Source organism: Streptomyces cylindrosporus (assembly GCF_022698165.1).
GTDB classification, from domain to species: Bacteria; Actinomycetota; Actinomycetes; order Streptomycetales; family Streptomycetaceae; genus Streptomyces; species Streptomyces cylindrosporus.
Window position 1 is genome coordinate 55,058 of sequence record NZ_JALDAY010000024.1, and the last position, 15,434, is coordinate 70,491.

Below are 15,434 nucleotides of genomic sequence, written 5' to 3' on the forward strand. Positions count from 1 at the left end.
CTGGGTTAGGCGGCGCGGGTGTGGGTGGCTTGGGTGCGGAGGCGCTGGCATTCGGCGAGCCGGGTTTCGATCTTGTTGCGGTAGATCTCGGCGCGCTGGCGCCAGTTCGGGTCGCTGAAGGTCCTGGCCTCGGCGAGTTGGCGGCTGACCTTGCCGTGGAGGGTCTTCAGGGCCCAGTGCCAGCGGGTGAGGTTGTCGGGGTGGCGCAGGGCGAGCTTGTCGGGGATGCCGATGGTGTTCTTGGCGTCGGCGTCGACGAGCGCGGCGAACTGAGCGGCGTCGAGGGTGCGGATGCGGGTGACGTTCGCCGGGTCCGGCCGCTCGTAGGCGGGCAGGTTCTGGTCGGTGTTGCGGCTGAGGTGCCATTGGCCGCAGACGCACTGGTAGGGGTAGAGGGCGGTGCCGTAGCGGATGCCGTCTTCGACGCGTCGTAGTTCGGCTTCGTCGCGGGTGGTGTAGGCCTGCTTGTGGGGTGTGGTGCAGGGCCGGCGTATCACCGGTCGTCTCCTTCCTCGGGGTCGTCGGTGCGGGTTTGGGTGACGGCGATGGTGATGGGGACGGCGCCGTCGGCGTCCGCGCGGCAGAACACCCACTGCTGGATGTCGGGGTCGATGTGGGCGTGTTCGTGGTGCGCCATGTCGACGTACCGGCCGTCGGGCAGGAGGACGTTGCACTCCACGGCGAACGGGGTCTTCGGGAGGTGGCCGATGCGGAGGAGGTCGCCGTTCCAGACGCGGAGGCCGGGGTGCTTGGTCACCGCGCGGCCGAGCTGGTTGTCGCCGGTCTGGGCGGCGTTGAGAGCGTCGACGTTGGCCTGGTGGAGGGCGGCGGCGAGGGCGGCGACGTAGCCCGGGGTGTGCTCAGGCATGCGGGAACCCCCAGGGCTCGTCCCCGATGCCGAGGGCGAAGGCGACTTTCTGGGCGGCTTTGACGTCGTGGCAGGGCCAGGTGTCGCCGTCGCGCTCGCAGGTCTTTCCGGCCTCGTCGGGTGCGTGGAGCATGGCGGTGTCGGCGAACCAGAGGCAGAGCTCGCCGTTGACGAAGCCGTCTTGGCGGCGCAGGTGTTCGGCGGCGGCGCGGAGTTGGTCGCGGGGGCTGGTGGGGCCGATGTCGGCGGCCGGCGCGGCGAACGCGGCTTCCAGAATGTCGATGGGCTCAGGCATCGCGCTCATCTGCCTCGGTGACGTCCATGCCGATGCCGTACGCCCACCCATCTGGGTCTTCGCCGTTCAGGACGTCCCCAAGTTCGTTGGCACAGTCAGCGAGCTGATCGGAGCGTCCGTGCTGCTTGTCCGCCATGCCGGGCGTCTCGTCCATGACCTTGGACTGGGCGAATAGCGCGTGTTCTTCGCTGGCCTGCTTCCAGCCGCCGACCAGTTTCCTCGCGTTGACGGCGATGTTTTCGAGCTCGGTGACGCGGGCGAGGAGGTAGGTGATGTCCTGGTGGGCGTGCTGTACCAGCGCCTCGTCGGCTTCGGCCTGCTCTCCTTCGCCGAAGTTGAAGTCGCCGACACCGCGGAGGTATTCGCCGGAGACGTTGGCGTAGAACTGCGGGCCGTACTCCTCGTACCGCTGCCAGGGTCCTTCGGTGGCGGCCTGGGCGCGGGCGCGGATGGCTGCGATGCGGGCTTCGGGTGTGTCGGTCACGGCTCCGGGTGCTCCTTCGGCTCTTCGCCGTCTGCTGCGGCGGCGCGCTGGGCGAGGCCTTCGGCGATGGCGTCGAGGGACATGGGGTGGGTTTCGTCGGTGGCGTTGCTGGAGTGGGCGAGGGTGTCGGCGAGGGCCCGCTCGCGCTGCTCGGGCAGGGGGACGGGGATGGTCTGGGTGATGTCGCCGCCGAGGTTGTCGGGGCGGGCCCAGGTCGGGGTCTGGAGGAGGCCCAACGCTTCGAGTTCGTCCGGGGTGAGCGGCTTCACCGTGCTGAGGTCGGCGTGCAGCTCGCTGCAGGCATCGGCGTGGAGGCGGGCCGCGCACGCCATCGACGGGGAGCCCAGCTCGTACTGGTGGGTGGCGCCCATGCGGCAGACGGCCTGCCAGGTCAGGGTGCGGGTGGTGAGGTTGTAGTGGAGGGTGGATCCGTCACGGAGGCGCCGGGTGCAGGTGCCGTCGCGGTGGTCGCGCCAGTCGCGGATGTTCGCGGTGTAGATGTTGACGAGGCGGGCGGCGAAGGTGGCGTAGCCCTGGGTGTCGGTCATGAACGGCAGGTCGCGGACGGGGAGTTCGCGGCGGGGCTTGACCAGGGACAGCTTGGGCGCGCCGGGGGCGGCCTTGCGGGGGGTGCGCTTGCTGGCCGGGCGACGGGACGCGGCTGCGGTGGTCTTGCGGGCGGCGGCGGCCTTCTTCACCGGCGCCGGGGCTGCTTCGGCGGTGGTCTTCTTCGCGGTGCGGGTCCTGGCGGTCATGAGTGTGGTTCTCCGTCCTGCGGATCGGTGTGCTGTGCGGTGGTGCTCCGGTGCTGGTGGTGGATGATCAGGTAGGCGGCGATGAGGCCGAGGACGGCGGCTATGCCGTCGGGCCAGGCCATGTCCGGTGCGTGGTGCGGCCGGTGAGCGCGTTCATGTGCTGCTGGACGCCCTGCACGTACGCGTTGTAGCCCTCCGCGTAGGCGAGGTTGGGGTGGAGCTCGGCGATCCAGCGGGCGCGGATGACCAACTGGTCGAGGGTGACGGTGGTCTCGTCGTCGTAGGCGTCGGCGCGGCCGGCCAAGCGCGCGAGTTCGTCGTCGGAGAAGCCGCTGCTGGCGGGGGCGATGGTCATGGTGGTCATGGCTGGTGTGGCCTTTCAGGCGGCGTGGGGGCGGATAGCGTCGGCGCAGTCGGCGTCGAGCTGGTCGGTGTCGAGGGCGAGGGCCCAGGCGCGGATCGGGGTTCCGTGTCCGTGGTCGGTGTCGGTGGTGAGGGTCCACATCACGACGCCGGAGCCGTCCGGGGCGGGCTGGGAGGTGAAATGCCCGCCGAGGGCCATGAACCAGAGTTCGAGGTCCGGGAGTCCGTTGGTGAAGACGTCGGCGTGCCCGTCGCGGTCGGTGATGCGGGCGTGGGGGAGGCCGTTGTATTCGGCGGTGACTTCGGCCTGGACGGCTGGGCTGGCGAGTTTGCGGGTCATGACGGAATCTCCCCTGCGGGCGGTGCGGGTGCGGTGGTGGTTGTGCTCCGGCCCGGCTCTGGGAGGCGGGGCTCGACCGGGGCCGGGCCGGAAGACGGTGGGTCAGTCCTCGACGGGCCGGGGGTGGTCGTGGCCGCAGTCGGGGCACTGGAGGGCGGAGAGGTTGTAGCCGGGGTCCGCGTTGGCGGTGATGACGACGCCGTCGAGGTGGCTGTCGAAGATGGCGCCGCAGCCGCATCCGTCGTTGAGGCAGTCGCAGATCGCGATGTCCTGTCCGTCGGGGACGGCGATTCCGATGGTCAGGCAGGCCCGGATCATGGCCTGGTGGTAGGCGTCGCCGGTCTGGGCGGCGTCGGCTTCTTCGAGGAGGTCGCTGAACTGGTTGCGCAGGTGGGGCGGGAGGGCCGTGTAGTCGGCGGCGATCGGGAGGGTGATCGACGGGATCGGGGCGTGCGTGATCGCGGCCATGGCTGGCTCCAGGGTGCGCGTGGGGATGCGTAAGGGTGCAGGTCAGGCCCGGTGTGCGGGGTCTGTTCCTGCCAACACGTCCACAGTAACCCCTATCCCATTGCTTAGCAATAGGTGGTGCGTGATGGCGTGAGAAACCCCCGGCCGCGGGGTCCAGGCGGCAACGGGGGCAGACAGGGCAGCAGGCGCAGAGCGGCGGGCTACCAGGCGGCGGAGGCTCTCAGCTTCACCGCGGTACGGTCCCGGTGCAGACGCGCCACGATGCTCCAGGAGACCTGGTCGGTGCGCCCGGACCGGGTGACCGGGATGTCCTGGCCGGCCTGCCGGGCTTCCTTCACCCAGCGGGCGACGGTCCCCGGGGAGGCGGGGTGCCCGGTGTCCGCCAGCAGGGCGGAGGCTTCCTTGTAGGTGACCGGGTCCTCAAGCGCGGTCGAAAGTGGGCTGTAGTGGACTGCGGCCATCGGTTGGCCTCCCAGAATCGACGGCCATCGTTCGCAGCTCCGGCGGCCGATACGGGTGGCAGACCGTGGGGGTCTGCCTGAGGGTGGTGGTGCGGTTGGTGGTGTCTGGTAGACCACCGGGCCGGTGGTCAGGTTGCGTTGCGGCGCCAGATTTCTGTCCGCTGGACCTTCTGCGCGGCGAGCCGGGCGAGGGTCCAGGAGGAGGCCATGCCGTCTGGGGTACGGCAGTCGCTGATGGAGCACCTGGCCCGCGTACCCGCGTCGTCCCAGAACAGGCTCCAGCAGCCGCAGCGGGGGCAGGGGTGGGGGCGTACGGCCTTGTGCTCGCCGAGGGCGATGGCGTGTTCGAGGGCGTGGCGTTCGGTGATGTAGTCGCGCCAGGCCTGCTCGTCGGCGTCGGCGTGGGCGGTGTGTTCGATGTACCAGTCGTAGAGGTCGCCGGGTGTGCGGGGTGCGGGGGCCGCATCGCCGCCGGGGAGGGAACGTACGTGCGTCACCACCTCGGTGACGTGGGCGTCGAGGTAGTCGATCAGGCCGAGGTTGAGCGGGGCGGGCGGGGTGGTGGCGGTGGCCCGGCGTGCTTCGGGTACGGGGGCGGGGCGGGGGCGGAGTTCGGGGCTGGCGAGGAGGCGCAGGGAGGTTGCTGCGGATACGGCGGCGGTGCGGCCCATAGGAGTGTCCCCGTCCCCTTCTGGCGGCCGGCCCGGGGGCGCGGGCGGTCACTCGGGGGTGCCGGGGCGCGCGCCGGGTTGGCCGGAAAGCTGTGTTCCGGTGTCCGGACGCCCCATCGTGCCACGCGGGTCACAGGAGTGGTACAGCCTGTGTTAGTTGATCAGCAGCGTGTGTGCACTGTTACAGGTTCGCGACTTATGTGAAGAAACGACATCCCCCGGCATATGCGCTGAATGTTGTTCAGGCGAGCAGGGCGGGCGCCTGCTCCATGCCCTTCAGCATGTCGTCCAGGGCCCGGTAGCCCTCCTCGCCGATCAGCCCCTTCTCGAAGGCGCCCCGCAGCAGCGCGCGCACCTCGCCCAGGGGGATGAGGACGTCGGTGGCGGTGCCCTCGTCGGCCAGCGAGCGGCCCGACCGGGCGAAGACGGCCTCCATGGTCGCGGCCAGGCGTTCCTGGTCGCTGAGCGGCCGGCCGGGCTGGATCGGCACGTGCGTCCTCTCGCTGCTGGGGCGGCGGGGGGCGCGGTCGTTGAGGATGAGGACCGGCGCCAGGGGGTGCCGGTCGGGCCCGCTGGGGCGGGCAGGCTCTGCGGACATAGGGGCGGGCTCCGCTCCTCCGGCAGATGGTGGGAAGGTCCTCGTACGCCCGGACGGATGCGGATGTCGGTGTGTCGTCCGGGCCTCGTGTCCCGCACGGGCCGGCTGCCAGTCCGGTGTGCGGGCTGCCACTGTGACACCTCCTCGTTCCCGCCGGTAAGACGTGGCCGGGTTTTCACGTCCTATTGACGCGCTTTCGAGACAACTTGGGCCTGAGGGTGACGGGCCGTAGACAGGATGCCTGCACACCGTCAAGGCCTGGTGGGGGACGCGTGAAGATCCTGTAATGGTCTAGGCCGGTGGAGTGGCAGTGTGCGGGGTGTGAGGAAGGCCCTCACCCGGGCGGGGGTGCGGCTTGCCGACAACACACCCTGATGGCCGGGAAGGGCCCTGAGACCTCACGGGCACGCCCGTCAGATGACGCGATTGTAGCCGCGGATCTCTCTACGCGGGCCGGAACCCTTCCCCCGCGGCCGGGCGGCGGTGCTCGGCGGGGTCTGGCAGCCGCGCAGAAGGGGGAGGCCGGGAGGTGTGGGGGGTGGCTGTGCGCGTGGGCCGGGACCAACCTGGTGGGCTGCGAACCACGCACGCCGTCCCGGCCGTGCGACCACCAGAACCCCAGGATCTGGCAGCACCTACACCCAACCTGCGGCTTTGTGCACGCGGAAGGGGATGCGGGTGGAGATCACGCGTGTGGGTGACGGCGAAACCCCGGCAACGCACCCCTTTTCGACCGAACTTGACCATGTACGACCGAGCCCCGCACACCCAGTTCGTACGGGGTGTGCGGGGCTCGGCGGGTGGTCGGGTCAGCCGGCGACCGCCTGCTGCTGGGCGCGGTGCTCGGCCAGCAGGTCCACCATCGTGTCGAACTCCCCACGAGGCATCCGCTGGATGAGCAGGCGCGCGGCGAGCGCGCCGTCGGTGTAGGGGAACATGACCGGCTTGCGCTCGCCGGACGGTTCGGCGGGCGGCGGGTCGGCTTGCTCCTGGTCCTCCTCGCTGTCCTGCCCGGCCAGGTCCAGGCGCTGCTCGGGTACTCCTGCTGGCGCTTCCGGAGCCGCTGGCATGGCGGTCTCAGATGGTGCTGTGTCGCCTTGTCGGTTTACCGCGGTAAACCGGTCCGGTAGGGCCGTGCCGTTGGCGTCCGCGGGGACTGGTGTCGGCAGCCCCTGGTTTACCGCGGTAAACCGAGGCTCCGCGGACACCCGCCCGGGCCGCTCGGCGGTGGCCTCATCGGGGGCGCCGTCGGTCTTCCACTGCTCCGCTGCCTCCTTGGCGGCCTTCCGCTTGGCGAGTTCCTCGTCCCAGGCCACGGACTGCACCTCGGCGGGCAGGCCGGCGATGTCCCGGGCAACCCGGACCGGCATCACCCCGCTCGCCACCAGGTCCTGCAGTTCGGGGGTGAGTTTGAGGAGCTTGCGCTGCTGGCTGACCCATCCCTTGGTCTTGTTGTAGTAGACGGCGACCTGCTCGGCGCCGCCGAGCTCGCGGACCATGATGTCGATGCCCAGGGCGCGTTCGATGGGGTCGAGGTCCTGCCGGTCGTTGTTCTCGGCCTGTACGGCGTCCAGGAACGCGGCGCGGGAGGAGGCGACGTCTTCCTTGTGGACGACTTCCAGGGTGGGCCGGTCGGCGAGGCGGGAGGCGCGCCAGCGGCGCTCCCCGTTCGCGATGACGTAGGAGGCGTCGCCAACGTGCTCGGCTTCCTCCGGCCACAGCTTGAGGTAGGCGGTGCGGGAGACGACGACGGCGGGTTGCAGCTGCTCCTTGGCGAGCTTGGTGCCGAACTCGCGGAGTTCGTCGTCGGTGCCGAAGCGGCGCCGCGGGTTGAACCGGGTGGGGACCATCTTGTCCAGCGGCAGGGACAGCAGCAGGGGCTGGCTTTGTCCGGGGACGTCTTCGACGGGGGCGCCGGCCAGGGAGGCGAGGCTGGTGCGGCGGCCCATCAGTTGCGTCCTCCGTATCCGCGCTCGAGGGCGAGGCGGTAGAAGTCCTCGCGGGCCTCCATGGCGACCCGGTTCTTGGGGTATTGGGTGACGACGACGCCGTCGGCGGAGGCCCGGGTGTGGACCTTGTAGCGGCGGATGATGCTGCGGGTGCGGGGCCAGCCCTGGGCGTCGATGTAGGCGTTGGTGTCGTCGAGGTCGGCGCGGCCGTCGCGGGGGTCCCAGTTGTTGACGACCACGTTGTAGGTGAGGCCGCGGGGCTTGAGGACCTTTTCGATGGTGCGGGCGGTGGCGTCGAAGACGAGGGGTTCGGGGGGCATGGGGACGAGGGCTTCGTCGGCGACGTCGAGGGCGGCGAAGAGGAGGGCTTCGTCTTCGATGTTGCCGGGGGTGTCGATGAAGACGTAGCGGACGCCGTTGGTGGTGTCGCGGCCGAGGGTGTGGTCGACGACGGCGGCGAGGTTGACGGTGGCGGTGGTTTTGCCGACGCCGCCTTTCTGGTTGCAGACGACGATGATCCGCGTGTTGGTGCCGAGGTTGCGGAGGTTGGCGAGGCTGGCGGGGTCGTCGTGGGCTTGGGCGAAGTCGAATGGGAGTTCGTCGCCGACGCGGTTGGCCCACCAGACGGCAGATCCTTGTGGGTCGGTTGAGACGACGAGGACGCGTGATTGCATGATGCTCCGTGTGCTTCCCGTGGGTTCCGGTACTTCGGGCACCGTGCATCATTCCAGACTGGTGGCGTCTGGTCGGCGAGGCCTGCCGGTTTACCGCGGTAAACCGGAGCGGCGGTCAGTCCTCGCTGTCGTCCTCCGGCCCGTCGTCCTCAAGACCCAGGCTGTCGGGGAACTGCGGCTCCTGGAAAAGCTGGTGGCGTTCCCACAGGGGTCGGGGGATGACCGGCTGGGCGGGCGCGAGGGCTCCGGGCAGGCAGTGCGAGGGGAGGGTGGTGGTCTTCATCGGCTGCTCCGGTCCGTACGGGGTGATCTCGTACAGGGTGCGCCAGATCCGCCGCGGCGTTGCCCCCGCTCAAGGGGTGCCCTGCACACTGGCTGGCAACTCAGCCATCGCTGCCGCGGCGCTGGGCTCGTTGGGGTAGACGCACCGCTGGCCGTCGAGGTCCCACAGTGCCCCGGGCATCCCGCAGTCGGGGCCGGTCTGGTGGGAGTCGACGAATACGTAGCGGCTTCGGGCTCGGTCCATGTGCGGGTCGCAGGCGAAGCTGACTTCCGCGGCGACGTTCCACATGACGTGCCAGGTGCCCTCGGCGCCGCAGTCGTTGTCCGGGGTGTCGCCGGGTGAGTAGTTGCAGACTCGCTGCTGGTCGTCCATGAAGCGGCCGAGCGGGGCGAAGGGGTCCATGGTTACGTCTCCTTGGGGTGGGTGATGGCGGCCAGTTTCCGCAGGTTGTGCTTGCACCAGCGGCAGTCGCAGCCGACGGTTTCGCCGTCGCAGCAGAGGCATTCCTTGTGGAGGAGCCGGTAGTCGACGGGCGGCAGGTCGGGTGCGTCGGGCCGGGGCTCCCAGATCTTGAAGAGGCCGCATCCTGTGCAGCGTTTCTGGTTGTGGGTGCGGCCCATCTGTTCGGCCCACAGGTGCCAGCCGACGTAGGCGCGGGGCTGTGGGGTGTGCTGGGCTGCGTTCGGGCAGGGCGGGTCTGGCTTGGCCATGGTGTTCCTCCTCAGGCGACGTCGAAGGCTCGGCGCGGGGTCTGGCCGGCGCGCTGGGTGCGGGCGTAAGCGCGTGCGCGGGCGAGGGATTCCTCCACGCTGCCCGCAGCCGGCCTGCCAGTGTCTTGCGCCCATTCGGCGTCGCGGTGCTCGGTCTCGGGCTGCCGGTTGGCGCGGAGGGCGGCCTCCTGGCGGCGCATGGCCTCCTCCACGTACGGGTCGACGGGCGGTGTGGGCGGCCGGTGCTCGAGGGCGACGGCGATGGCGTCCTGGTAGCCGGGGCAGCCGTCCTGGCGGGTCTTCACCGGGGCCTCGGGGACGGCGGCCGGACGCTGCTCCGGACTCGGCTCGGCGGCGAGCGCGGGCGTGCCGGGGGTGAGGATGCGCAGGGCGCGCACGGACTGGCCGCCGGTCTTCTCGTGGATGGTGCGCAGGATCTGGGTTTGGTGGAGGCGGAGCTGGGTGGCGTAGGCGGGTGAGGCGGGCCGGAGGTGGAGAACGCCGGTGTCGTGTTCGTAGCGTTCCGCGGCCACCTTCCCGACCAACTCGGGGGCGATCGTGGGCCATTGGTCGAGGATGCTGCCGCCGGGCTCGGGTGGTTCCCAGCCGCGGTCGCCCATCATGCTGGTGATGGCGGCGGCGAGGCCGATGGGGTCGCGGCCACCGGTGCGGGTGATACGTCGGCCGGGTCCGGTGCGCTTCTTCTGCGGCTGCGTGGGGGCGTTCTTGGCGGCGGCGCGTGCGGCGAGGAGCGCGGAGCGGGCGAGGTCGACGCCGGACAGTTCAGGCTCAGCCACGGCTCTCCTCCTTGACGCCCACGCATCCGCACGGTTCGGCCAGTTCTCCGCGTTCGGTGGAAACCACGCCGCAGGGCTTGCCGCCCATGCAGGTGAGGTGGCCACACAGCACGCACCCCAGCTGCGCCTCGGTCTTGGGCTGCCGCTTGTCGTTGCGGTGCATGATCGCGTCGGCCGCCGCGAGAGCGAGGGACGCGTACTCGCCTGCGGACAGCTGGACCTCTTGGCCGCGCTCCAGCAGCGCCAGCGCATTGGGCCCGAGCCGGATCCTGATTGTGCGCAGGGCGGGCTCGATGAGTTCGGCGAGCTGCGGCACGGTGTACATGTCGAAGCCGATCGACTTGTGGCCGTCGGTGTCGTCGTAGACCACGGACATGCTGACCGTGGGCTCGGGCGGCGTCGCGTGCTCGCAGCCGCCCCAGATCAGCGAGTGCTTGCCCTTGGCTCGGCATGCTCGGTGGCAGCCGTCGAAGTCCTGGTCTGATGCCGGGTTGGTCATGGTCGGTCTCCTGTCAGAAGGCGGGGGTGAGGACGGTGTTGGTGCCGAGGAAGGCGGCCATGTCGGCGGCGGCCTCCTCTTCGGTGTGCTCGATAGCCGGGGCGAGGTGGGGGGTGCAGAGGTCTTCGTGGCCGCGGGCGCTCATCTGCTGCTGATAGAGAGCGATGCCCTCCTTGAGAGCGGCCTGGAAGGCGTGCTGGGCGCTGATCGTGGCCCGGAAGGCACCGGAGACCGGGTTCTCCCGCTCATACCGGACGGCCTCCTGGTCGCGCTTGTGGCCGGCCTGCTGGCGGTCGGCGAGGACGGTACGGATGTACGCGGCCGGGCGGCGGGGACGCCACCGCCCGCCGGTGCACAGGCCGTTGAGGTAGGCGGCGATGCCGTACGCGTCCATGCCGCGGTCGATGAGGGGGCGCAGACAGAAAGCCAGCGGGCGGAGGGGGACGCGCTGCGTCCAGGTCACCAGAGGACGGACTTGGGCGGCGATGCGGATGTCCTGGGCGACCTGGAGGGCGTGCCTCCCGCTCTTGCTGCCGCTGTTGCTCTTGGACTTCTGCTGCGGGATCGATGCGCGGTCTCGGCTCGCAGTCTGCTGCGAGGTGTAGTTACTACCCCCCACTACCTTCCGCTTTCCGTCTTCCTCTACCCAGGTAAGGGAAGGGGTCTCAAGGCCCGGCTCAGCAGGGTTTTCTACAGGCGGGTTACCGGCGGTATCCACAGGCTTCGGGGCCTGGTTCCGCATGTCGATGACGATCCGCGCCCGGTAGCCCGTGCCGACGATCCGGTGGCCCATGGCGTGGTCGTAGGTGGCGGGGATGACGGCTGCGTACTCGGTGGCGGTGGCGGCGTAGCCCTTGAGACCCATCGCGGCCCGGATGTTCTTCCGGCTTCCGTGCCGGACGTAGGCGAGTGCGCCGAGCTCGCGGAGGTAGCCGACGTGCCGGTACAGGGTGGCCCGGGGGATGCTGGTGCGGGCGACCATGTCAGCCTCGCAGTAGCGGGCGTGCCCGGTGCTGTAGTCCATGCGCGCGGCGAGGTCCTCGGCGACGCGGAGGGTGGTGGCGTTGGCCTTCGGGTGGAGGCCGGACCCGATGAGCCACCGCACTGCGGTGAGCCATTTGCGGGGTGCGCTCCAGCGGGAGGCAGTGTGTTCGACCTCCTGTGCGGCGCCGAGAACGGGCCAGAAAGTCGACGTGTCGACAGCCGAAGTGGTGGACATTCCTCGCGAATCGTCACACGGTGTATGTCCAAGCTGACAAGTAGGGGTGCGCTCAGGCACTATGTATCCCGTCTTCGTGATGCGAAGGCACAAAAGGGCCCCCACTTCGGTGGGTGTTCTGGTCCGGGGTGGACCTGCAAGTCGCTCGCTCGGGTTGGCGCCCGGCGGGCCTTAGATCGGATTGGCGTCCGATCCATGGTACGAGGGCCGCAGAGGCCCGGAAGGTGTTGGCGCACCAGACCGGGAAAGCGGCCAGGCGGTCGAGGAATCTCCCGCCCAGCAAGGGCTACGTCATCTGCTTCCTCTCAGGTGGATCGGTCTTCTGCGTCCGCCGGGCGGCCAGACTGGTAACGCCCTGGCTGACGGAGTCGGCACGGTCGGCAGCCGCAAGCAGCGCCATCGCGAGGCGGCGGGCCTCCGTGGGGAACATGGGGACGAAGTCGAGCTGGCGTTCCCAGTCGTAGGTCACGTAGGGGTCCGGCTGGGCGACGTACACGCACTCGCGGTGCTCCGAGTCGTCGACCGTACGCACGACCCACACCGGCGGCCGGGAAGCGAACGGCGCCTCCTGCACGACCCGCCACTCGTACCCGGCCATGCCGTGCTCGGGCGGGTTGACGACGTCAGGCTTCGGGCGCTCCGCGCTGTCGGCGATGGCCACCAGGCGGTGCAGCTCGGCGCGGATGTCGCTCAGGGAGAGGTTGTCGGCGCTCACCGCTCGCCCCCCGTCCAGCCGTAGCCCTCAGCGATCCCGTTCAGGACAGGGCAGTCTGCGTAGTCGGCAATGCGCTGCTCGTCCTGGTTGTTCAGCCCGCACCCTCGGCAGGCCCTGTCCCTGACGTTCCACGGGCCGTGCTGACCGATCAGCTTCCGGTCGGCGGCACAGCGGCGCAGAACCGACTCGGGATCGTTGAGGACCGTGTGGGCGGCGATCTCGCCGCTGAGGCACTGGTACGCGATGTGCGGGTCGTTCTGGGACAGGTGCACCATGTCCTGGGCCCAGCCGTATCGCATGTCCGGGTCCTTGTGTTGCTCCGGGAAACCCTGCACCCAGCGCCCGCCGTACGGAGCGGCGGCCTCGGTCGCAGCTGTCTCACGTACGGAGATGGCGTTGTCCAGCCAGGCGAGGATGTCCTCGCCCTGGGCGGTCATGCGACGGTGACGGTAGAAGTGACAGGGTCCGAGTGCGTCGGCGGTGTGATCTTCACGCCGGTGTCTCGGGTCCCACTGTCTGATAGCCCGGATACCCGGGTACGCTCTGCCATGGCGGCACCTTCATCTGTTGGAGAACGGTGTGGTGTCGTCAGCCCTCGCGTTCCGGCTTCGCAAACCGGGACCGCCACCACAGTGGCAGCGGGGGCTTCCGACTTTGTCGGGCCCTTGACGCCCAGCCTCGCAACTGACCGGACTTCAAGCGCTAGGCGTAGCCTACCCGTTGACGTGCTCATCTGTCTCAGGTCCCTTCCCTCGTGTCGCTCGTCGGACTTGTCACACCATCAGCCCGCGCACGGGCGCCCTCACCGTCCGCCGGATGCGCAGCAACCAACCTCCGCGACCGGCCCACCGACCGGGCCATCGCCTCGAACCCGATCGCCTCGAACTGCCCCTGCACCCGCGCAAGCTGATCCCGGTGCAGACGCGGCGACGCCGACACCCGCCCCGCATGCAGACCCACCGCCAATGCCCGATCCCAGATCGCCTGCACCACGTCCGCGTCAACGTGCGGGAACAAGTCCTGCGGCAGCCGGTCCGGACGACCGACGGTCTCCAACTGGCCGTTCGCGATCAGACCCGCCAGGAACACCGCGCTGGACATCGCCCGCGCCGCCAACACGGCGTCCGCATACGGCACATCCACCGCCGGCTCGGTCTCCGGGGTCGTCGTCATGCCAGGTCCTCAGGGTCATAGACACGGGTTCGCCCGGCCGGGCCGTCCATGTGGAGGCCGCACACGGGCAGCCACTCGCGCTGACCGCGGAACAGACGCCAGCCGACGGAAGGGGCGTCGCAGTACCCGCCGTCGCAGGAACGGCCCGCAGCCGGTTCGTCGGGCGGCGGCGTGCCGGTGAGCCCGGTGGCGCCCCGATTGGACGCCGGCGGTGTGACGCCGGGGGCCCGCTGCCCGGCACCAGGACAGGTGATCTGCCCGCGCCGGTGGCGACGGAACACCCCGGCGATGGTCACCTGGTGGGGCTGCCCGCACCCAGGGCACGTCGCGCGCACGATCGTCGTCACGCGGCAGCCTCCAGCACGAGCACGGACGGGAACAGGGACAGCTGGCCGGCCACTTCGCCCACCTCCAGCAGCCCGCGCGCGACCGCGGCCTCGAGCACCTGCACGCGCGTCGCGGTCTTCGGCAACCCCAACTGCGTGGTCAGCCGGGAACGCTGCCACTGCGCCGTACGGACGTCCACGCCCGCCGCGGCCGCGACCGCTTCCGGCGCCTCATGCACCGCCAGGGCCCGCAGGACGGCCAGCTTCTGCTCCGTCTTCAACTGCACGTCCGGCGCCGGCTCCACCACAGCCGGCTTCTCCTGCCGCTCCCGCACGAACGCCTTGTGCCGCTCCAGCGCCGTCAACCCGCCCAGAATCCCGTGCGGCACCGCCAACCTCCCCGCGGCATTCAGCGACGCCCCATACGCCATGCACTGCACCATCACCGGGCACTCCACACACACCTCGATCGCCGCCTCCTGACGGCGCACCCGATCCGCCTGTGCTTCCCCGCCATCCACATCCGGCGCCTCCCACGCCGTCACCGGCACCGAGTTGTCCCCCGCCGCCACCGCCGGATCATCCACATCCGGAGCACACCCCCGATACCGGTAGCGAGGATGCGTCATCAGGTTCTGGCGGGCGGTGTACGAGCCCAAACGCTTCGACTGGGTCACGAAGGTCCCCCTTCCGGGCGGTGTGTAGCGAGAGCGGTATCCAGGACGCGCTCCGCCTCGGCGAGGACGGCACGCTCCTGCATGAGTTCGGCGACCCGACGCCGGAACGCGTCCAGGTCACGGGCCTGCATGCGGCCCGCGATACGCGCTGAGGCGCGCTCCGCGATCAGAGCGCGCCTCAACTGGTGCAGCCGGTAGAGGGCCACACCCGCCACCGTGAGGGCGGCGAGCGCGGCCACAACAAGCAGAGCTGGCACGACGCTCACCTCCTCGGGTGGTGTGCCAGACGGAACGGACAGGTCAGGGGTGGTACAGGGCGTTCACCTGGGCCAGGCGCTGGGCGGCCTCACGCGCCGCGTCCTCTTCATCCAGCGCGGCCTGCGCCGCCGGATCCAGGAACGCCCGGTCAGCCGCCTCCAGCCGCTCCTGCACGGCCTCCTGAGGCGTCTGCCGCAACCGCGCACCCGGCCCCAACACCAGATCGTCCATCTCCGCCTGCGACTCCGTGGGCAGCGCCGCCCACCACGCCAGATCACCGGCCGGCTCCGGCAGCTCGTACGACGACGGGCTCTTACGCTCCCTGCGCACCGCCAGCACGCCGCCGACAACGGCGACCACCAGTAGGGCGACGAGCAGCAGGACGGGGTACGCAGACCCCAGGATTCGGGCAGCAGACATGGTTCAGCTCCGTTCGGCGACAGCCGGATGTGGGTGAGGTGGTGCGAGGCGCCCCAGGACGGGGACTTACGGCCAGAAAGCCGGACAGTTCAGGCAGCCCTACGGAAGGTGCTGCGCAGGTAGTACACGTTGCGGGGCGAGCACCGGACGTGCTCGGCGATCTCCTCGGCCGACAGGCCACGCTCGCTCAGCTTGCGTACGGCCGCGGCCCGCTCACGCGGCGTCAACCGCTCCGGCGGATCCCCAGCGACCGCACGCTCGATAGCCATCTCATCCGGCTCCACAGCCCGATACCCGGGCGCCCGGCGACTGCGCTCCCGGGAACAGCCCAGGCAGTACATCCAGCCGTTCGCCTGGAAGGCCCGGTTCTCCGGGAACGGATGACCGTGACGACACGACGGGCTGTCCGCATTCATCCGGTAGCCGGGAAG

The 15,434-nt window shown here is 70.2% G+C and carries 27 protein-coding genes; all 27 read right to left on the bottom strand.

The features are described 5' to 3' along the window. Window positions 1-5: 5 nt before the first annotated feature. On the bottom strand, window positions 6-497 hold the full coding sequence (locus MQP27_RS49690) for a hypothetical protein (RefSeq protein WP_242778890.1): 492 nt from the start codon (window positions 495-497) through the stop codon (window positions 6-8). Then, window positions 494-868 carry a hypothetical protein gene (locus tag MQP27_RS49695; protein WP_242778893.1) on the bottom strand — a complete coding sequence of 125 codons (375 nt, stop codon included), beginning with the start codon at window positions 866-868 and terminating at the stop codon, window positions 494-496. The genes MQP27_RS49690 and MQP27_RS49695 overlap by 4 nt, the downstream gene beginning before the upstream one ends. Beyond that, the gene (locus tag MQP27_RS49700; protein WP_242778896.1) at window positions 861-1,163 is read right to left on the bottom strand and encodes a hypothetical protein; all 303 of its coding nucleotides are present in this window, start codon (window positions 1,161-1,163) and stop codon (window positions 861-863) included. The genes MQP27_RS49695 and MQP27_RS49700 overlap by 8 nt, the downstream gene beginning before the upstream one ends. Next, window positions 1,156-1,647, bottom strand: coding sequence for a hypothetical protein (locus MQP27_RS49705; RefSeq protein ID WP_242778899.1), 492 nt, complete (start codon window positions 1,645-1,647; stop codon window positions 1,156-1,158). The genes MQP27_RS49700 and MQP27_RS49705 overlap by 8 nt, the downstream gene beginning before the upstream one ends. Next, on the bottom strand, window positions 1,644-2,402 hold the full coding sequence (locus MQP27_RS49710) for a hypothetical protein (RefSeq protein WP_242778902.1): 759 nt from the start codon (window positions 2,400-2,402) through the stop codon (window positions 1,644-1,646). Before MQP27_RS49710 ends, MQP27_RS49705 begins: the two co-directional genes overlap by 4 nt. Then, window positions 2,399-2,524 carry a hypothetical protein gene (locus MQP27_RS51300; protein WP_278197445.1) on the bottom strand — a complete coding sequence of 42 codons (126 nt, stop codon included), beginning with the start codon at window positions 2,522-2,524 and terminating at the stop codon, window positions 2,399-2,401. Before MQP27_RS51300 ends, MQP27_RS49710 begins: the two co-directional genes overlap by 4 nt. Next, on the bottom strand, window positions 2,503-2,766 hold the full coding sequence (locus tag MQP27_RS49715) for a hypothetical protein (protein WP_242778905.1): 264 nt from the start codon (window positions 2,764-2,766) through the stop codon (window positions 2,503-2,505). The genes MQP27_RS51300 and MQP27_RS49715 overlap by 22 nt, the downstream gene beginning before the upstream one ends. A gap of 15 nt (window positions 2,767-2,781) precedes the next feature. After that, window positions 2,782-3,105 (bottom strand): hypothetical protein, encoded by a 324-nt coding sequence (locus MQP27_RS49720; protein ID WP_242778908.1) that lies wholly within the window; start codon window positions 3,103-3,105, stop codon window positions 2,782-2,784. Between the two features lie 102 nt (window positions 3,106-3,207). Continuing rightward, window positions 3,208-3,573 carry a hypothetical protein gene (locus MQP27_RS49725; RefSeq protein ID WP_242778911.1) on the bottom strand — a complete coding sequence of 122 codons (366 nt, stop codon included), beginning with the start codon at window positions 3,571-3,573 and terminating at the stop codon, window positions 3,208-3,210. Between the two features lie 200 nt (window positions 3,574-3,773). After that, the gene (locus tag MQP27_RS49730; RefSeq protein ID WP_242778912.1) at window positions 3,774-4,034 is read right to left on the bottom strand and encodes a hypothetical protein; all 261 of its coding nucleotides are present in this window, start codon (window positions 4,032-4,034) and stop codon (window positions 3,774-3,776) included. 128 nt (window positions 4,035-4,162) lie between these two features. Further along, entirely contained in the window at window positions 4,163-4,705 is a 543-nt protein-coding gene (locus MQP27_RS49735; protein ID WP_242778915.1) for a hypothetical protein, read from the bottom strand. Window positions 4,706-4,946: 241 nt separating this feature from the next. Continuing rightward, window positions 4,947-5,303: a hypothetical protein gene (locus tag MQP27_RS49740; RefSeq protein ID WP_242778918.1), complete on the bottom strand. Its 357-nt coding sequence runs from the start codon at window positions 5,301-5,303 to the stop codon at window positions 4,947-4,949. 809 nt (window positions 5,304-6,112) lie between these two features. Next, complete coding sequence (locus MQP27_RS49745) at window positions 6,113-7,252, bottom strand: ParB/RepB/Spo0J family partition protein (protein WP_242778921.1); 1,140 nt, start codon at window positions 7,250-7,252, stop codon at window positions 6,113-6,115. After that, a complete protein-coding gene (locus MQP27_RS51865; RefSeq protein WP_242778924.1) occupies window positions 7,252-7,926 on the bottom strand; it encodes a ParA family protein in 675 nt (224 codons plus the stop codon). Before MQP27_RS51865 ends, MQP27_RS49745 begins: the two co-directional genes overlap by 1 nt. A 115-nt stretch (window positions 7,927-8,041) precedes the next feature. Then, entirely contained in the window at window positions 8,042-8,209 is a 168-nt protein-coding gene (locus MQP27_RS49755) for a hypothetical protein (protein WP_242778927.1), read from the bottom strand. A gap of 69 nt (window positions 8,210-8,278) precedes the next feature. Next, window positions 8,279-8,611: a hypothetical protein gene (locus MQP27_RS49760; RefSeq protein ID WP_242778930.1), complete on the bottom strand. Its 333-nt coding sequence runs from the start codon at window positions 8,609-8,611 to the stop codon at window positions 8,279-8,281. 2 nt (window positions 8,612-8,613) lie between these two features. Further along, window positions 8,614-8,919 (bottom strand): hypothetical protein, encoded by a 306-nt coding sequence (locus MQP27_RS49765; RefSeq protein WP_242778933.1) that lies wholly within the window; start codon window positions 8,917-8,919, stop codon window positions 8,614-8,616. Window positions 8,920-8,930: 11 nt separating this feature from the next. Then, complete coding sequence (locus MQP27_RS49770) at window positions 8,931-9,716, bottom strand: DciA family protein (protein ID WP_242778936.1); 786 nt, start codon at window positions 9,714-9,716, stop codon at window positions 8,931-8,933. Then, window positions 9,709-10,215 (bottom strand): hypothetical protein, encoded by a 507-nt coding sequence (locus MQP27_RS49775; protein ID WP_242778939.1) that lies wholly within the window; start codon window positions 10,213-10,215, stop codon window positions 9,709-9,711. Before MQP27_RS49775 ends, MQP27_RS49770 begins: the two co-directional genes overlap by 8 nt. Window positions 10,216-10,228: 13 nt before the next feature. Continuing rightward, complete coding sequence (locus MQP27_RS49780; RefSeq protein ID WP_242778941.1) at window positions 10,229-11,434, bottom strand: hypothetical protein; 1,206 nt, start codon at window positions 11,432-11,434, stop codon at window positions 10,229-10,231. A 286-nt stretch (window positions 11,435-11,720) separates the two neighbouring features. Further along, window positions 11,721-12,149 (bottom strand): hypothetical protein, encoded by a 429-nt coding sequence (locus MQP27_RS49785; protein WP_242778944.1) that lies wholly within the window; start codon window positions 12,147-12,149, stop codon window positions 11,721-11,723. Then, window positions 12,146-12,586, bottom strand: a complete 441-nt coding sequence (locus tag MQP27_RS49790; RefSeq protein WP_242778947.1) for a DUF6221 family protein — start codon at window positions 12,584-12,586, stop codon at window positions 12,146-12,148. Before MQP27_RS49790 ends, MQP27_RS49785 begins: the two co-directional genes overlap by 4 nt. A 301-nt stretch (window positions 12,587-12,887) precedes the next feature. After that, on the bottom strand, window positions 12,888-13,322 hold the full coding sequence (locus MQP27_RS49795) for a hypothetical protein (protein ID WP_242778950.1): 435 nt from the start codon (window positions 13,320-13,322) through the stop codon (window positions 12,888-12,890). A gap of 343 nt (window positions 13,323-13,665) precedes the next feature. After that, entirely contained in the window at window positions 13,666-14,325 is a 660-nt protein-coding gene (locus tag MQP27_RS49800) for a WhiB family transcriptional regulator (RefSeq protein ID WP_308290100.1), read from the bottom strand. Further along, window positions 14,322-14,582 carry a hypothetical protein gene (locus tag MQP27_RS49805; RefSeq protein WP_242778953.1) on the bottom strand — a complete coding sequence of 87 codons (261 nt, stop codon included), beginning with the start codon at window positions 14,580-14,582 and terminating at the stop codon, window positions 14,322-14,324. Before MQP27_RS49805 ends, MQP27_RS49800 begins: the two co-directional genes overlap by 4 nt. Before the next feature lie 43 nt (window positions 14,583-14,625). After that, window positions 14,626-15,003 (bottom strand): hypothetical protein, encoded by a 378-nt coding sequence (locus tag MQP27_RS49810; protein ID WP_242778956.1) that lies wholly within the window; start codon window positions 15,001-15,003, stop codon window positions 14,626-14,628. Between the two features lie 89 nt (window positions 15,004-15,092). Further along, complete coding sequence (locus MQP27_RS49815) at window positions 15,093-15,272, bottom strand: helix-turn-helix domain-containing protein (protein WP_242778959.1); 180 nt, start codon at window positions 15,270-15,272, stop codon at window positions 15,093-15,095. Window positions 15,273-15,434: the final 162 nt, after the last annotated feature.

Excerpts from the sequence above, each read along its gene's own strand:
- MQP27_RS49700 (WP_242778896.1), bottom strand. The coding sequence starts at position 1,163 with ATGCCTGAGCCCATCGACATTCTGGAAGCCGCGTTCGCCGCGCCGGCC.
- MQP27_RS49735 (WP_242778915.1), bottom strand. The coding sequence starts at position 4,705 with ATGGGCCGCACCGCCGCCGTATCCGCAGCAACCTCCCTGCGCCTCCTC.
- MQP27_RS49780 (WP_242778941.1), bottom strand. The coding sequence starts at position 11,434 with ATGTCCACCACTTCGGCTGTCGACACGTCGACTTTCTGGCCCGTTCTC.
- MQP27_RS49710 (WP_242778902.1), bottom strand. The coding sequence starts at position 2,402 with ATGACCGCCAGGACCCGCACCGCGAAGAAGACCACCGCCGAAGCAGCC.
- MQP27_RS49765 (WP_242778933.1), bottom strand. The coding sequence starts at position 8,919 with ATGGCCAAGCCAGACCCGCCCTGCCCGAACGCAGCCCAGCACACCCCA.
- MQP27_RS49810 (WP_242778956.1), bottom strand. The coding sequence starts at position 15,003 with ATGTCTGCTGCCCGAATCCTGGGGTCTGCGTACCCCGTCCTGCTGCTC.
- MQP27_RS49695 (WP_242778893.1), bottom strand. The coding sequence starts at position 868 with ATGCCTGAGCACACCCCGGGCTACGTCGCCGCCCTCGCCGCCGCCCTC.
- MQP27_RS49760 (WP_242778930.1), bottom strand. The coding sequence starts at position 8,611 with ATGGACCCCTTCGCCCCGCTCGGCCGCTTCATGGACGACCAGCAGCGA.
- MQP27_RS51300 (WP_278197445.1), bottom strand. The coding sequence starts at position 2,524 with ATGGCCTGGCCCGACGGCATAGCCGCCGTCCTCGGCCTCATCGCCGCC.
- MQP27_RS49790 (WP_242778947.1), bottom strand. The coding sequence starts at position 12,586 with ATGACCGCCCAGGGCGAGGACATCCTCGCCTGGCTGGACAACGCCATC.
- MQP27_RS49725 (WP_242778911.1), bottom strand. The coding sequence starts at position 3,573 with ATGGCCGCGATCACGCACGCCCCGATCCCGTCGATCACCCTCCCGATC.
- MQP27_RS49730 (WP_242778912.1), bottom strand. The coding sequence starts at position 4,034 with ATGGCCGCAGTCCACTACAGCCCACTTTCGACCGCGCTTGAGGACCCG.
- MQP27_RS49815 (WP_242778959.1), bottom strand. The coding sequence starts at position 15,272 with ATGGCTATCGAGCGTGCGGTCGCTGGGGATCCGCCGGAGCGGTTGACG.
- MQP27_RS51865 (WP_242778924.1), bottom strand. The coding sequence starts at position 7,926 with ATGCAATCACGCGTCCTCGTCGTCTCAACCGACCCACAAGGATCTGCC.
- MQP27_RS49745 (WP_242778921.1), bottom strand. The coding sequence starts at position 7,252 with ATGGGCCGCCGCACCAGCCTCGCCTCCCTGGCCGGCGCCCCCGTCGAA.
- MQP27_RS49775 (WP_242778939.1), bottom strand. The coding sequence starts at position 10,215 with ATGACCAACCCGGCATCAGACCAGGACTTCGACGGCTGCCACCGAGCA.
- MQP27_RS49715 (WP_242778905.1), bottom strand. The coding sequence starts at position 2,766 with ATGACCACCATGACCATCGCCCCCGCCAGCAGCGGCTTCTCCGACGAC.
- MQP27_RS49740 (WP_242778918.1), bottom strand. The coding sequence starts at position 5,303 with ATGTCCGCAGAGCCTGCCCGCCCCAGCGGGCCCGACCGGCACCCCCTG.
- MQP27_RS49795 (WP_242778950.1), bottom strand. The coding sequence starts at position 13,322 with ATGACGACGACCCCGGAGACCGAGCCGGCGGTGGATGTGCCGTATGCG.
- MQP27_RS49720 (WP_242778908.1), bottom strand. The coding sequence starts at position 3,105 with ATGACCCGCAAACTCGCCAGCCCAGCCGTCCAGGCCGAAGTCACCGCC.
- MQP27_RS49755 (WP_242778927.1), bottom strand. The coding sequence starts at position 8,209 with ATGAAGACCACCACCCTCCCCTCGCACTGCCTGCCCGGAGCCCTCGCG.